Here is a 14,696-nt window from a genome sequence, read left to right on the forward strand (position 1 = left end):
GAACGGGAGACACCTATGGCATTGGTAGAAATTCAAGTTCCCGATATCGGTGATTTCGATGAAGTCGCCGTGATCGAAGTGCTGGTCAAGGCCGGCGATCAGATCAAGGCCGAGCAGTCGCTGATCACCGTCGAGTCGGACAAGGCTTCGATGGAGATCCCGTCCAGCCACGCCGGCGTGCTCAAGGAGCTGCGCGTGGCCCTGGGTGACAAGGTCAAGCAAGGCAGCATCATCGCCGTGGTCGAGTCCGCCGACGCGGCGGTGCCCGCGTCCGCGCCTGCCACCGCAGCACCTGCTCCGGCCGCTGCCCCGGTGGCGGCACCAGCGGTGGCCGCCGCCCCCGCTGCCGCGCCCGCAGCCTCGGGTGCCGCTGCGCAGATCGACATCAAGATCCCCGACATTGGCGACTTCAAGGACGTGGCCGTGATCGAGATGCTGGTCAAAGTCGGCGACACCGTGACGGCCGAGCAATCGCTGTTCACCGTCGAGTCCGACAAGGCCTCGATGGAAATCCCGTCGCCCGCGGCGGGCACCGTCACGGCGCTGACGCTCAAGATCGGTGACACGGTCAACGTGGGCGATGTGGTGGGCCAGATGAGCGTGCAGGGCGCTGCCGCGCCTGCATCCCAGGCTGCGGCGCCGGCACCTGCCGCTGCAGCAGCCCCTGCACCGGCAACTGCTGCCCCGGCCGCTGCGGCTCCGGCTGCTGCCGCGTCGGCTCCCGCTGCTGCACCTGCCCACAACCCCACGGTGGCGCCCACGGGCAAGCTGCCCCATGCGTCGCCCTCGGTGCGCAAGTTCGCCCGCGAACTCGGCGTTCCGCTGGACGAGGTCAAGGGCTCGGGCAACAAGGGCCGTATCACGGCCGAGGACATCCAGTCCTTCACCAAGTCCGTCATGGCGGGTGCCGTGCAGACCAGGGCCCAGGCTGCCACGGCCCCCAAGGGTGGCTCGGGTGGGGGCACAGGCCTGGACCTGCTGCCCTGGCCCAAGGTGGACTTCGCCAAGTTCGGCCCGGTCGAGCGCAAGGACCTGTCGCGCATCAAGAAGATCAGTGGCGCCAACCTGTCGCGCAACTGGGTCATGATTCCCCACGTCACCAACAACGACGAGGCCGACATCACCGACCTGGAAGCCTTCCGGGTCTCCACCAACAAGGAGAACGAGAAGAGCGGCGTCAAGGTGACCATGCTGGCCTTTGTCATCAAGGCGGTGGTCGCGGCGCTCAAGAAGTTCCCCGAGTTCAACGCCTCGCTGGACGGCGACACCCTGGTCTACAAGCAGTACTTCCATATCGGCTTCGCGGCGGACACGCCCAATGGCCTGGTGGTACCCGTGCTGCGCGATGCCGACAAGAAGGGCATCCTGCAGATCAGCCAGGAAATGGGCGAGCTGGCCAAGAAGGCCCGCGACGGCAAGCTTGGCGCGGCCGACATGCAGGGCGGATGCTTCTCGATCTCGTCGCTGGGTGGTATCGGTGGCACGCACTTCACCCCCATCATCAACGCCCCCGAAGTGGCCATCCTGGGCCTGTCCAAGGGCCAGATGAAGCCGGTGTGGGATGGCAAGCAGTTCGTGCCGCGCCTGACGCTGCCACTGTCGCTGTCCTATGACCACCGTGTCATCGATGGCGCCTCGGCCGCGCGCTTCAACGCCTATCTGGGCCAGGTGCTGGCGGACTACCGCCGCATCCTGCTGTAAACGGAGGCTGCATACATGGCAATCATCGACATCAAGGTGCCGGACATCGGCGACTTCGCCGAAGTGGGCGTGATCGAACTGCTGGTCAAGCCCGGTGACACCGTGGCCAAGGACCAGTCCCTGATCACCGTGGAGTCCGACAAGGCCTCCATGGAGATTCCCTCCAGCCATGCCGGCGTGGTCAAGGAACTCAAGGTCGGTATCGGCGACAAGGTCGCCGAGGGCTCCGTGATCCTGACCCTGGAGGTGGCAGGCGAAGCCGCGGCTCCGGCGCCTGCGGCAGCGGCTTCCGCTGCAGCCACGCCCGCGGCAACTGCGGCCGACGCGGCACCGGCTCCCGCGCCCGTGGCGGCCAGCTATGCCGGCGGTGCTGCCGACTACGACTGCGACGTGGTCGTGCTCGGCGGCGGCCCTGGCGGCTATTCGGCAGCCTTCCGCGCGGCCGACCTCGGCCTGAACGTCGTCATCGTCGAGCGCTACAAGACCCTGGGTGGCGTCTGCCTGAACGTGGGCTGCATTCCTTCCAAGGCGCTGCTGCACGTGGCTGCCGTCGTGGATGAGGTCAAGCACCTGGAAGTCGCCGGCGTCAAGTTCGGCGCGCCCGAGGTCAACATCGACCAGTTGCGCGGCCACAAGGACAAGGTCATAGCCAAGCTGACCGGCGGCCTGGGCCAGATGGCCAAGATGCGCAAGGTCACCGTGGTGCGCGGCTACGGCAATTTCGTCGGTGCCAACCACCTCGAAGTGGAAGAAACCACGGGCGACGGCCAGGAAAAGACCGGCAGCAAGAAGATCGTGCAGTTCAAGCGCGCCATCATTGCCGCCGGCAGCCAGGCCGTGCATCTGCCCTTCATGCCAAAGGATCCGCGCGTGGTGGACTCCACCGGTGCGCTGGACCTCTCCAGCGTGCCCAAGCGCATGCTGATCCTGGGTGGCGGCATCATCGGCCTGGAAATGGGCACCGTCTACTCCACGCTGGGCGCGCGCCTGGACGTGGTGGAAATGATGGACGGCCTCATGCAGGGCGCCGACCGCGACCTGGTCAAGGTCTGGCAGAAGATGAACGCGCCGCGCTTCGACAACATCATGGTCAACACCAAGACCGTAGGCGCCGAAGCCACGCCCGAAGGCATCAAGGTCAGCTTCGCGCCCGCCAAGGATGGCGTCACCGTGCCCGAGCCCCAGGTCTACGACCTGGTGTTGCAGGCCGTGGGCCGCATGCCCAACGGCAAGAAGATCGCCGCCGAGAAGGCCGGCGTGGCCGTCACGGACCGCGGCTTCATCGAGGTCGACATCCAGATGCGCACCAACGTGCCCCACATCTTCGCCATCGGTGACGTGGTGGGCCAGCCCATGCTGGCGCACAAGGCCGTGCACGAGGCCCACGTGGCCGCCGAAGTCATCGCCGGGGAACTGCAAGGCAACAAGGAACTGGCCGCCAGCGCCTTCAACGCCCGCGTGATTCCCAGCGTGGCCTATACCGATCCCGAGGTGGCGTGGGTGGGTCTGACCGAAGACCAGGCCAAGGCGCAGGGCATCAAGGTCAAGAAGGGCCTGTTCCCATGGGCTGCCTCCGGCCGCGCCATCGCCAATGGCCGCGATGAAGGCTTCACCAAGCTGCTGTTCGATGACAGCCCCGAGGCGCACGGCCATGGCCGCATCCTGGGCGGTGGCATCGTGGGCACGCATGCGGGCGACATGATCGGCGAGATCGCGCTGGCCATCGAAATGGGTGCTGATGCCGTGGACATCGGCAAGACCATCCATCCCCATCCCACGCTGGGCGAAAGCCTCGGCATGGCGGCCGAGGTGGCACACGGCTCCTGCACGGATGTGCCGCCCCAACGCAAATAGTTACCTGGAAGATATCCTCAACCCTGGGAAAGGCAGCTTCGGCTGCCTTTTTCGTTGCTGCACCAGGAGGCCGGTGCTCCCGTGCGTGCCCGGGTCCCGTGAGGATGGCAATTGCGCTGACGGAGTGGGTCCGCGATAGCCGAATCAGTTGTCAAGACAGGACGTCTCCCGATTCGCCGGGATCAAATGCCGTGAACGGCTACATCTTGAGATTCATGTCGCTGTCAAGGGCTGCAATGAAAGCGAAAGCCTCGCGCCGTTGTCGGCGATGCCGCCAGAGAAATCCCGTGTGGTAAAGACGGGCTCACCATGGCCGTGCCTGCAATACGGGCAGGCATTGACTTGGCGCAGAGCACGGGTGCGCAGGGGTTCGGCGGATGGCAGGCCGGTATGTGTGAGGCGTTGGTGAACGTCTTCATTGCGGCACTCACTGCCCAGGTTCGGATACCATATGCCGCATACAACAATCGTTGCTGCCTCGGAGGTTTCATTTTTTTGACACCGGCAGCAAATACCATAGGCAATGAGGGAAACCATGTATTCTCGGCTGTTGCAGCCATGGTGAGGCTGCTGTTTTCTTTTCAGAAAGCATCGGCTGCTACACTTTCCGAGATTCAGGCGGCTGGTGCATTGCTTGCCGATGGTTGGTGGGGCTGCATGCAAACCATTTGCCATTCTCATTTGAAACATTGGTTTAGAAATGTATAAATTTGTTGCGTTTGCAGCGGCATTGCTGTTGCTTTCCGGATGCGCCGGTCCCAGGCCTTCCATGCCCGCTCCCTTCACGGTGGTGATCGTGGCGGACAAGGACCTCAATCCCGACCGTAGTGGAAAAGCCACGCCCGTGCAGGTCAAGTTGTTTCGTCTGAAGAATGCAGCCGCTTTCAATGGCGGCGACTTCTTCACGCTCTATGAGAAGGAAGAGCAGATTCTCGGTTCGGAATTGGTATCCAAGGAGGTCGTGACGCTGCAGCCGGGCGAGACCAAGACGATTCTTGGCAAGGCAGGACCCGAGGAGCGGCTCCTGGGTGTTTTCGTCGCCTACCGGGACATCGAGAAAAGCGTCTGGCGCGGTCTGGCGCCGTTGCCGGCACCCAAGGAGCTGGGTCGCTTTTCCGTGTTTTCGCCGTCGTTCGAAGCCTCCTATGTGACGGTCAAGCTGGGCGCCAACAAGGTGGAGGTCACCTCCAACATCACCGATGTGCCCGTGCCCACTGGCGGGGGACTGCCGGGAGGCGGTGGATTGCCGCTGAATCTGCCGATCCGGTTTTGACAGTCAAGGCTTGAGCACATGTATTCACGCAAGGTGGTTTGGTCTGAAGGAATGTTCCTGCGTCCCCAGCATTTCCAGCAGCAGGAAAGGTATCTGGAGTTTTTCACGCATGCGCGCTCGCTGGCGGCCGAGCCTTATTACTGGGGGTTCCGCGAGCTGGAGGTGAACCAGGAGGCGCTGGCGCTGGGCAAGATCGTGCTGAACCGTGCGTCCGGCGTCTTCCCCGATGGCACGCCGTTCAGCCTGCCGGGACAGGACTCCATGGTCGAACCGCTGGAAGTGGCGCAGACCTGCAAGAACGAGCGCGTCTTTCTCGCATTTCCCATGCGAAGGGTGCTGGCCACGGAACTGAGCTTCGACGACAGCGAGCCGCTGGCCCGATACATCGCCGAGGATGCGGAACTGACGGACTCGAACGCCTATGGAGGCGAGGCCGCGCTGGCCCAGGTGGCGCACATGCGGGCGCAATTGATTCCCGAGTCCCGGATCACCGACGCATGGCTGAGATTGGGCGTTGTGCATGTACTGGAGCGTCGCAATGATGGCACGGTGGTGCTGGACCATCGTTTCATTGCCCCATCGATCACCTATGGACAGAGCAAGCTGCTGCATTCCATGGTGGACGATATCGCCGGCCTGCTGCTGCAGCGTGGGGAGGCACTTGCCGCCCGCGTGATGCAGCCCGGGCGCGGCGGGATTTCCGAGGTCGGCGATTTCATGATGCTCAACATCATCAATCGTTGGCAGCCCAAGATCGCGCATTTGCGCGACCACCAGATCCTGCATCCGGAACGGATCTATGGGCACCTCTTGGAATTGGCGGGGGAGCTGTCCACCTTCACCCGGGAAAGCCGGCGGCCCATTGCCTATCCGGTCTATGACCACGATGAGCCCAGTGCCTGTTTCGAAGCGGTGGTCAACGATATCCGCCGCTCCCTGTCGATGGTGCTGGAGCAGAACGCCATCCCCATCGAATTGCACGAGCGCCAGTACGGTGTGCGTGTCGGCGTGATCCCGGACCTCAATCTGGTCAAGCAGGCCAGTTTCGTGCTGGCGGTATTTGCCGACCTGCCCACGGATGTGGTGCGCACGCGCTTTCCCACGCAGGTCAAGATCGGGCCGGTCGAGAAGATACGGGACCTGGTCAATCTGCACCTGCCTGGTGTGAAGCTCAACCCCATGCCCATCGCACCGCGCGAACTGCCCTATCACGCAAACTACAACTACTTCCAGCTCGACACCACCAACGAGTTGTGGGATCAATTGCAGCGCTCCAGCGGCGTTGCAATGCATGTGGCGGGGGATTTCCCCGGGTTGCGCCTGGAATTCTGGGCCATCAAGCCCTGAGGCCCGTCGACTCTCCTAGTCTTTTGAAATACTCACAGCCGTGTCCAGACCAATAGAACAAGTTGCAGAGGGCGAGGGGCCTGCCGGCGTGCGGCCGCAGGGCGCAGGCCCGGAGGAGGGCGTCAATGGCGCGGAGGAGATCACCTGGCTGGACTCTCCGGATGTGGTCAGCGGCTCCAATCCGCTGGTGATCGCCGCCAATCCCGTGCTCAACCTGGTGCCGCAGATCCGCAGCACGCCTCAGCTGGCGGATATCACCGGGCTGCGCGACTTCCTCGTGGACAAGATCCATGGGTTCGAGCGCAGGGCACGGGAGCTGAATATCGCTCCCGAAACCATCATCGGCGCACGCTACTGCCTGTGCACCCTGCTCGACGAGTCCGCCGCCATCACGCCCTGGGGCGGGTCCGGCATCTGGTCGCGCCACAGCCTGCTCGTGACGTTCCACAACGAGACCTGGGGCGGCGAGAAGTTCTTCCAGCTGCTGTCCAAGCTCGCGCAGAACCCCCAGCAGTACCGCGACCTGCTGGAATTGATGTACTACTGCATTTCGCTGGGCCTGGAAGGGCGCTTTCGCGTGGCCGACAACGGCCGTGCGCAACTGGAGACGCTGCGCCAGCGCCTGTGGTCCATCCTGCGTGATCTGGGCGTGGGCTCCGATGACAGTCTGTCGCCACATTGGAAGGGGGCCGCTGGTGCCGGCCATTCGGGATGGCGCCTGCTTCCGGTATGGGTCGTCGCCTGCGTCGCGGGTCTTCTGGGCGTGGTCTGCTATCTGTGGTTTTCGTTCTCGCTGGCCGGCCGCTCGGATGCGGTGTTCGCCAGGATCAGTGCCTTGCAGATGAATGCCCCTGTCGTCTCTGCTCCCCGGGCGGGACCGATCAGGTTGAGCGGTTTTCTCGAACCGGAGATCCGCGAAGGCCTGGTCACCGTCCGGGACGAGGCCGACCGCAGCATCATCGTGCTCAGGGGCGATGGGCTCTTCGCCTCCGGCGCCTCGACGGTTCTGGGACCCTACCTGCCCGTGCTGGCACGGGTGGCCGATGCCCTTGCGTCCCAGCAGGGCGATGTGGTGGTCAGCGGCTACACCGACAACGTTCCCATCCGCACCGCGCGCTACCCCTCGAACTTCGAGCTGTCCCAGGACCGCGCAGACCATGTCGCTGCCATCCTGCGCAGCCGTGGCGTGGCTGCGGCCCGGGTCCGGGCCCAGGGCCTGGGGGATGCAAGCCCGGTTGCGGACAATGGCTCGGCTGAGGGGCGGGCACGCAACCGCCGTGTGGAGGTGGTGCTGTTCGCAGTGCCGGTTGGCTCGGATAGAAAATGATGAACTGGTTGCGACGTTTCTTCGGGTTCTTTGTGAGCCGGGCCTTCTGGGTGCTCGTGGGTGTCATCGCGCTCATGCTCTTCGTCTGGTTTGCCGGCCCCCTGTTCGCATTCGCGGAGCTGCGCCCCCTGGAGTCCGAGCGGGTCCGCTGGTGGGTGATCGGGCTGATCCTTGCCGCCTATGTGCTGACGCTGCTGGTGTCCTTTTGGCGGCGGATGAAGATCAGCGGCCGCCTGTTCGAACACATGAGCCGCATGAAGGAGTCCGCCGGATCCACCGGAAAGGACGGGCCCAGCGAAGAGGTCGTGGCGCTTCAGCAGCGCTTTGCCGAAGCCGCCAAGACGCTCAAGTCCGTGCGGGTGGACGGCGCATCGGGGCGGGGTTCCTGGGGGCGGCGCTTCATCTATGAGCTGCCCTGGTATGTGATCGTGGGTGCCCCGGGCTCGGGCAAGACGACCGCACTCATCAACGCAGGCCTGGACTTCCCGCTTGCCGGGCAGTTCGGCAAGGCGGCGCTCCAGGGCGTGGGGGGAACGCGCAATTGCGACTGGTGGTTCACGGACCAGGCGGTGATCATCGATACGGCGGGGCGCTACGCCACCCAGGACAGCAACACGGAGGTCGACAAATCGGAGTGGAGCGGTTTCCTGGGTCTGCTCAAGAAGTACCGTCCGCGCCAGCCGGTCAACGGGATCATCCTGACGCTCAGTGCCTCGGACCTGCTGACCTTCAAGGAGCCCGATCTGATCGCGCACTTCAACGCGCTGCGCGAGCGCCTCCAGGAGCTGCAACAGGCGTTCGCCATCGAGTTGCCCGTCTACCTGTGGGTCACGAAGGTCGACCTGCTGGCCGGCTTCAACGAGTTCTTCGGCGCCTATGGCAAGGAGTTGCGCAACCAGGTGTGGGGCTTCACCTTCCCCTATTCGGAGAAGGCCCAGAACAACCGGCCCACGCTGGCGGCCTTCGAGCAGGAGTGGCAGGTCCTGGAGAAGTCGCTCTACAGCGTGCAGGATGCGCATCTGGCGCAGGAGATGGAGCTGCGCCGGCGCAATTACATCTACGGATTTCCCCAGCAGTTCTCCGGCCTGCGCGAGCGTGTCGGAAAGGCCGTGGAGTTCATATTCGCGGATTCGCGCATTGCCAGGCAGGCGTTGCTCAGGGGCGTGTATTTTTGCAGCGGCACGCAGGAAGGTACGGTGTTCGACCGGATCCTGGGCGGGCTGCGCCGCCGTTTCGATACCGCCGGCAAGGTCCCCGTCACGCGCCCGCAAGGCGGGGGCAAGAGTTACTTCCTGCATGATCTTCTGGTCAAGCTGATCTTCACGGAGGCCCATCTGGCCGGGCGCAATCTCCGGTGGGAACGGCGCACCAGGGCAATGACCTACCTGGGGTACGCCCTGTCGGTCCTGCTGCTGGCCTCCGCCATCGGCGTGTGGACCGTGAGCTACCGGCACAACACGGAGTATCTGGACCAGGTGGGGGAGAACGTCAGCGCCGTGTCGCAGCTGGCGGGCAAGTACAACAGCAATGCCGATGACCTGGCGGACCTGCTGGGGCTGCTGACCCGGGTGGAGCAGGTCGGCGACACGCCGGATTTCGTGCGCAACGCCCCCCCGCTTTCCTACCAGTACGGTCTCTACCAGGGGGAGAAGGTGGGCGTGGCCGCGGACCTCGCCTACGACCGGATGCTGCAAAACGGCCTGCTGCCCCTGGTGGCCAAGCGCCTGGAGGCGCAACTGAGGAATCCCCCTGTGGAGAACCTCGAATACCTGTATGAGGGCTTGAAGGCCTACCTCATGCTGCAACAGGCAGACCGCTATTCGGCGGACTTCCTGCGGCAATGGGTGGGGGCCGACTTCAAGCGCTTCCTGCTGCCCGATGGTGATACCCGGACCTTCGAGCGCATCGATCGGCATCTGGCGGCGCTGCTTTCTCCGGACCGGGTTGTGAGCTCTCCCTATCCGGCCAACGACGCGCTGGTGGCCCAGGTGCGCACCAAGCTGGCAACGCTGTCGACGGCGCAGCGCGCCTACTACAGGCTGCGCAGCCGCCTGCAGCGCAATGAACTGCGGGAGTTCAATCTGCTGGATGTGTCGGGGCCGCAGGCCGCCAACGTGTTCACGCGCAAGAGCGGCCAGCCTCTGAACCGCGGGGTGCCAGGCCTGTTCACGTACCAGGGGTACTGGGATCTCTTCGACAAGGCCGTAGGCGGCGTGGTCACGGAAATCAGTGATGACGAAGGCTGGGTACTGGGTCTGCCCGCGCAGAGCATCAAGACCCAGCTGGGCGATGCAGCACAGGGCAAGCTGGTGCGCGAGGTCCGCATGCTGTACCTGCGCGAATACCAGCAGGTGTGGGCCCAGTACATCCAGGACATGCAACTGATTCCCAGCGGCTCGCTGCAGGCGTCCATCCAGCGGCTTAGCGTTCTGTCCGCCCCCGATTCGCCGCTGCCGCTGTTCCTGCGGGGCGTGGTCAAGGAAACGACCTTGCTGCGGCAGGCCGACAAGGGCCAGCAGACCGTGGTGGACAAGGTCCGGCAGAACATCAAGAACACCCGGGACGACATCGAGCGCGTGATCGGTCCGGTGGCGGCGGCCCATGGCGCGGGCGAGCAGAAGCTGGAGCGCATCGTCGACGACTATTTCGAGCCGCTGCGCCGCCTCGTGGGAGTGCCGGGAGCACAAAACCCGGGATCCATGCCCATAGACGCCATCATGAAGACGCTGGACGAGTACTACGGCACGCTGGTGGCGGCCGATGCCGCCGTGCGCTCCGGGGCCACGCCGCCTCCGCCGGATGCCGCCATCCGCCTGAAGACCGAGGCTTCACGCCTGCCGGCGCCACTGGGCCAGATGATCGGCTCCATCGCGGCCACCAGCAGCCAGCAGACCACCAGCCTGGTGCGTAGCCAGATCGGAGCAAGCCTGAACACGGCGGTGGGCGAGTTCTGCCGCAAGGCCGTGGCGGGGCGCTATCCGCTCAATCGGGCCGCCAGCAGCGACGTCACGCCGCAGGATTTCGCCCGGCTTTTCGCGGCGGGCGGGCTGATGGATGATTTCTTCAACAAGAACCTGGCCTCCATCGTGGATACGGCCACATGGACCTTCAAGAAGAACATCGACGGCAGCAGCTCCGGCGGCGATGGCTCCTTGACCGCCTTCCAGAAGGCCAGCGCGATCCGCAGCGTGTTCTTTGCCGCGGGCGACGCCATGCCCAAGCTGCGCCTGGACATCAAGATCATCGAAATGGATGCCTCCATCGCCAGCATGGCGCTGGACGTGGATGGGACCGTGGTGCGCTACGCCCATGGACCGCAGATCAACCAGTCCATCGCCTGGCCCGGCCCTCGTGGTCGCCAGCAGGTATCGCTGCAGGTGAGCGAGCAGGGCGGTGGGCAAAGCGCGCTGAGCGCGGACGGTCCCTGGGCCCTGCACCGCTTCTTCGACAAACTCACGATCGCTGCCGGCAGCCGGCCCGAGTCCTTCACGGCCACCGCCAACGTCAATGGCAAGCGCGTCGTGTTCGAGGTGACCGCCGGCAGCGTGCAGAACCCGTTTCGCCTGACCCAGTTGCAGACGTTCAGCTGCCCGAGCCAATTCTGACCTTCGTTCCTTCCCTGCATGAGCCAGCCAGTTGTCCAAAGCCTTGATGTGGAACTCGCCTGGGGAGGCAAGCTCCCCAGCAACGGCGATTTTCTGTGGAGTACGCCGCGCAGCGATCTGAGGGTCCGGCTGGAGGAGTGGCTGCAGGTGGGCATGTACCAGGGGCGCTCGCTGCACGGCGATGCCTGGAACCATTGCCTCGACCGGGGAGCGGTCTGGAATTTCCTCATTCCGGCCCGCTACATCGTGAAGGGATCCATCGTGGTCGGCTGCATCGCACCCAGCCGTGACCGGGTGGGGCGGCGCTATCCCCTGGTGGCTGTCTATGCCTTTCCGGAGAAAGTGCTCATGCAGGCCACGGCCGTGCTGCTGGAGTTGCCCTTGCTCATGAGCCAGCTGGGGGCGCAAATGCATGCCGGCCTGCAAAGGGTCTGGCCGCGCGATGCCATGGATAGCGCCATCCGCTCCGTGTTCTCGGCCTGGCGTTCTGAGCTGTCGCTGGAAACCCTGCGAGCGCTGCAGCCCGGCCAGGCCTCGGACATCCTGGATGTGCTGGGCACGGGATGGGCTGCCGAAGGCGGAGATTCCGAGCTGCATACCCGGCCCATGTCGCGCTCCTCGTCCTATCCCTGGCCCGATGTCGCCAGCATCGTGCAAAGGCCGGACTGCCCCAGTCTCTGGTGGACCAATGGCGCCGCGGGCGCGCCGCTGAAGGCGTTTTCCTATGAGTCCGGACTGGACGGCCCCCTCATGACCTGGCTTTTCGGCCGGGCAAACGGTTGAGTGATGAACCTGCGGAACCCAAAGTGGAGCAAAAACGAAGATGGTGCAACAACCTGAAGAGAACGCGGCTGCCGCACCCGCGCCCATGAGCCTTCCTCTGCAGACGCGGCTGGGCGAGTTCGAGATCCTGGAGGTGATTGGCGAGGGCGGCTTCTCCATCGTCTATCTCGCGCACGATCATTCGCTGCGCCGCACGGTGGCCATCAAGGAGTATCTGCCCGGGGCGATCGCCTACCGCAATGCGGAAGGTGTGGTGCAGCCGCGGTTTCCCAAATACGAGGGCACTTTCAAGACAGGCCTGAACAGCTTTCTGAACGAGGCGAGGATACTGGCGCAGTTCGAGCATCCGGCCCTGATCCGCATCCACCGATTCTGGGAACAGAATGGCACGGCCTATATGGTCATGCAGTACTGCAAGGGCCGTACCCTGCGGCAACTGCGGCAGGACGAGCCCCTGCTGCTCATGGACGAATCCTGGCTGATGCAGACCATGGCGCCCGTGCTGGATGCGTTGAGCCTGCTGCATTCGCGCAACTGCTACCACCGCGACCTGTCGCCGGACAACATCCTGATGCTGGATTCGGGGGCGCCCATGCTGCTGGACTTCGGTGCGGCAAGGCAGGTGATCGGTGACATGACCCAGGCCCTGACCGTGATCCTCAAGCCTGGCTTCGCCCCCATCGAACAGTATGCGGACGACGAGTCCATGCGCCAGGGACCATGGACCGATATCTACGGTGTAGGCGCGGTACTTTATTTCGCCCTGACGGGCAAACCTCCCGTGGCCTCCGTGGCAAGGCTGGTCAAGGACCCGCTCAGGCAGCTGTCCTCCATGTCGGAGCTGGCGATCTCGCCGACCTTCGCGCAGGCGGTGGATCATGCCCTGGCGGTGTTCCCCGATGCACGGCCTGCCTCCGTCGCCGCCCTGGTGGCCGAACTCCATGGAAAGGCCGAAACCGAAGCGCGGGCGCCGGTCCAGCCGGCCCCCAGCCAGCCTGCACCCGTGCCCGACGCACCGGCGCCCGACGCACCGGCGCCCGACGCACCGGCACCTGGCATCGCGGTGCCCGACACAGTGGTGCCCGAGGCCGTAGCCCCAGCCCGGGAGGGAGCTGCTCCGCTGGCGCCCCGGCCTCCGCAGGCGAGTCTCTCGCTGCTCGAAGACCTGCCCACCGTGGCGGAAACCGCCGATCTGTCGGCGCAGGCCCTGCCCGGTACCGGGCCGATGGTGGTACCGGCAGAGCCTTCAGCCACGCCATTGCCGAATGTTTCCGCGCAGCAGCCGAGCTTTGCCCAAACTGCGCCTTCGCCTTCGCCTGCCCCTGTCCTGACTGTTCCTCCACCGGCCCAGCCTCCGGCGCCGGCACAGCCCGCCACTGGCGCGAACCCGTCCGGCCGGGGCGTGCAGGCCTGGGTCTATGGGGTGGGCGGCCTGACCGTGCTGGCCCTGGGAGCGGCCATGGCCTGGGTGGCCATGGGGGCTGGCGACCGCGCGCCGGCCGCGCCACCGGCCGGCACCCAGTCGCCCGTGCCGCCGGCGGTCGCGGCCGCACCGGCTCCCGTACCCATGCCCGAGGCACCTGTCCTCCAGGAGCCCCCACCCGCGATGCCGGATCCGGGGGGCGCAGCGGTGCCCGATGCCTCCTTGGCCGAAGCCCGGGTCCGGGCCTTGGAGGACGAGCGGCTCAAGGCCGAGGAAAAAGCCAGGGCCGAGGAAAAAGCCAAGCAGGAAGAAAAGGCCAGGGCGGAGAAGAAGGCCTTGCAGGAATCCGGTGTCGCCAGTGCCAATCCCGCCTTGGTACCTGGCGGTGCGGCCCATTCGCCGGATGCGACCGTGCAGCCCGCGGCCCAGGAGTCCGCAGGGGCCCCCAAGGACACCCGGACCAAATCGGTAGAAGGCCAGGGGCCGGGCGCATTCCTGCAGCTCTCCATCAGGCCCTGGGGCCGCGTGATTGTCGACGGCAAGGACCTGGGTGTTTCTCCTCCGCTGACCAGGGTATGGCTGCCGAGTGGAGTGCACCATGTCGTTGTCGAGAATGATGAATTCTCCAAATATGATCGGGAAGTCACGATTGGCGACAAAAAGAATGTATCCATCAGTCATCGGTTCGATGCACGCTAGGCTAGTATGGCCACCTCAATGACAGTTGATCAGGACTTGCGCAAGAAGAGTGCGAGAACGTGCTGCGCCCCATGGCATATGCCGTTTTGTTCCCTCTCGCGCAAGCCATATTGATATTGCTTCCCCAATCATGCGAATCAGAGGGTAGAAAATGCAAAAACTCAAACATCTGTACGTGCTCGGCCTGGGTGCCATCGTTGTCGGGGCGCTTGGAGGCTGCGCCACTTCGCCGGAACCTGCGCCGACGCCTGCAGAGGCCGTGGCGGAGGACAGGAGCAAGGAGCCGCCCAGCCCGCCTCCGATAGAGTTGCGTGCGGAGAGGGTGAACGAGGAAACTCCGGCGGATCAGGGGCTGACCGAGGTGGAACGCAGGTTCTCCGCAGGGCTGGAGCAATACAACGAAGGGCAATATGCGAATGCCATCCGCATATTCAGGGAGCCGGTCTTCGACCGGGCATGGCCTGAGCTGAAAGTCAGGGCATTGAAGTATCTGGCCTTCAGTTATTGCGTCAGCAACAATCTCGAAGCGTGCAGGAGCACTTTCACGAGGCTTCTGGCGGTGTCGCCGGACTTCGTATTGAGTGCAGCCGAACGTGGCCATCCTATCTGGGGCCCTGCCTTCCAGCAGGCCAAGACCAAGGCACGCCCCGCCAAATAGCCTGTTACAGGCCCTCCATCACGACA

10 protein-coding genes are annotated in these 14,696 nt (G+C 64.6%); 9 read left to right on the top strand and 1 reads right to left on the bottom strand.

All coding sequences use genetic code 11. The features are described 5' to 3' along the window. Positions 1–15: 15 nt before the first annotated feature. Together aceF and lpdA are read left to right on the top strand one after the other, a co-directional pair. Positions 16–1,701 (top strand): dihydrolipoyllysine-residue acetyltransferase, encoded by a 1,686-nt coding sequence (aceF, locus tag L1Z78_RS13230; protein ID WP_234641936.1) that lies wholly within the window; start codon positions 16–18, stop codon positions 1,699–1,701. Positions 1,702–1,716: 15 nt separating this feature from the next. Further along, a complete protein-coding gene (gene lpdA / locus L1Z78_RS13235) occupies positions 1,717–3,555 on the top strand; it encodes a dihydrolipoyl dehydrogenase (RefSeq protein WP_234641937.1) in 1,839 nt (612 codons plus the stop codon). Between the two features lie 213 nt (positions 3,556–3,768). Here lpdA and L1Z78_RS13240 read toward each other — a convergent pair whose 3' ends face one another. Next, complete coding sequence (locus L1Z78_RS13240) at positions 3,769–4,326, bottom strand: hypothetical protein (RefSeq protein WP_234642313.1); 558 nt, start codon at positions 4,324–4,326, stop codon at positions 3,769–3,771. Between L1Z78_RS13240 and tssJ the strand changes: the two genes are divergently transcribed. The 7 genes from tssJ (at position 4,256) to L1Z78_RS13275 (ending at position 14,670) form a co-directional block, all read left to right on the top strand. Beyond that, a complete protein-coding gene (gene tssJ, locus L1Z78_RS13245; RefSeq protein ID WP_234641938.1) occupies positions 4,256–4,828 on the top strand; it encodes a type VI secretion system lipoprotein TssJ in 573 nt (190 codons plus the stop codon). The two genes, L1Z78_RS13240 and tssJ, sit on opposite strands and share 71 nt — an antisense overlap. 18 nt (positions 4,829–4,846) lie before the next feature. Next, positions 4,847–6,175, top strand: coding sequence for a type VI secretion system baseplate subunit TssK (gene tssK / locus L1Z78_RS13250; RefSeq protein WP_267967008.1), 1,329 nt, complete (start codon positions 4,847–4,849; stop codon positions 6,173–6,175). Positions 6,176–6,215: 40 nt separating this feature from the next. After that, positions 6,216–7,502, top strand: a complete 1,287-nt coding sequence (locus L1Z78_RS13255) for a DotU family type VI secretion system protein (protein ID WP_234641940.1) — start codon at positions 6,216–6,218, stop codon at positions 7,500–7,502. Next, complete coding sequence (tssM, locus tag L1Z78_RS13260) at positions 7,499–11,107, top strand: type VI secretion system membrane subunit TssM (protein WP_234641941.1); 3,609 nt, start codon at positions 7,499–7,501, stop codon at positions 11,105–11,107. The genes L1Z78_RS13255 and tssM overlap by 4 nt, the downstream gene beginning before the upstream one ends. An 18-nt stretch (positions 11,108–11,125) precedes the next feature. Then, complete coding sequence (tagF, locus tag L1Z78_RS13265) at positions 11,126–11,890, top strand: type VI secretion system-associated protein TagF (RefSeq protein ID WP_234641942.1); 765 nt, start codon at positions 11,126–11,128, stop codon at positions 11,888–11,890. 40 nt (positions 11,891–11,930) lie between these two features. Next, on the top strand, positions 11,931–14,012 hold the full coding sequence (locus L1Z78_RS13270; RefSeq protein WP_234641943.1) for a serine/threonine-protein kinase: 2,082 nt from the start codon (positions 11,931–11,933) through the stop codon (positions 14,010–14,012). A 151-nt stretch (positions 14,013–14,163) separates the two neighbouring features. Further along, positions 14,164–14,670 (top strand): TssQ family T6SS-associated lipoprotein, encoded by a 507-nt coding sequence (locus L1Z78_RS13275; protein ID WP_234641944.1) that lies wholly within the window; start codon positions 14,164–14,166, stop codon positions 14,668–14,670. Positions 14,671–14,696: the final 26 nt, after the last annotated feature.

The sequence above is a fragment of the Delftia tsuruhatensis genome, assembly GCF_903815225.1.
Taxonomy (GTDB): domain Bacteria; phylum Pseudomonadota; class Gammaproteobacteria; order Burkholderiales; family Burkholderiaceae_C; genus Comamonas; species Comamonas tsuruhatensis_A.

Excerpts from the sequence above, each read along its gene's own strand:
- aceF (WP_234641936.1), top strand. The coding sequence starts at position 16 with ATGGCATTGGTAGAAATTCAAGTTCCCGATATCGGTGATTTCGATGAA.
- lpdA (WP_234641937.1), top strand. The coding sequence starts at position 1,717 with ATGGCAATCATCGACATCAAGGTGCCGGACATCGGCGACTTCGCCGAA.
- tssJ (WP_234641938.1), top strand. The coding sequence starts at position 4,256 with ATGTATAAATTTGTTGCGTTTGCAGCGGCATTGCTGTTGCTTTCCGGA.
- L1Z78_RS13240 (WP_234642313.1), bottom strand. The coding sequence starts at position 4,326 with ATGGAAGGCCTGGGACCGGCGCATCCGGAAAGCAACAGCAATGCCGCT.
- tssK (WP_267967008.1), top strand. The coding sequence starts at position 4,847 with ATGTATTCACGCAAGGTGGTTTGGTCTGAAGGAATGTTCCTGCGTCCC.
- tssM (WP_234641941.1), top strand. The coding sequence starts at position 7,499 with ATGATGAACTGGTTGCGACGTTTCTTCGGGTTCTTTGTGAGCCGGGCC.
- tagF (WP_234641942.1), top strand. The coding sequence starts at position 11,126 with ATGAGCCAGCCAGTTGTCCAAAGCCTTGATGTGGAACTCGCCTGGGGA.
- L1Z78_RS13270 (WP_234641943.1), top strand. The coding sequence starts at position 11,931 with ATGGTGCAACAACCTGAAGAGAACGCGGCTGCCGCACCCGCGCCCATG.
- L1Z78_RS13275 (WP_234641944.1), top strand. The coding sequence starts at position 14,164 with ATGCAAAAACTCAAACATCTGTACGTGCTCGGCCTGGGTGCCATCGTT.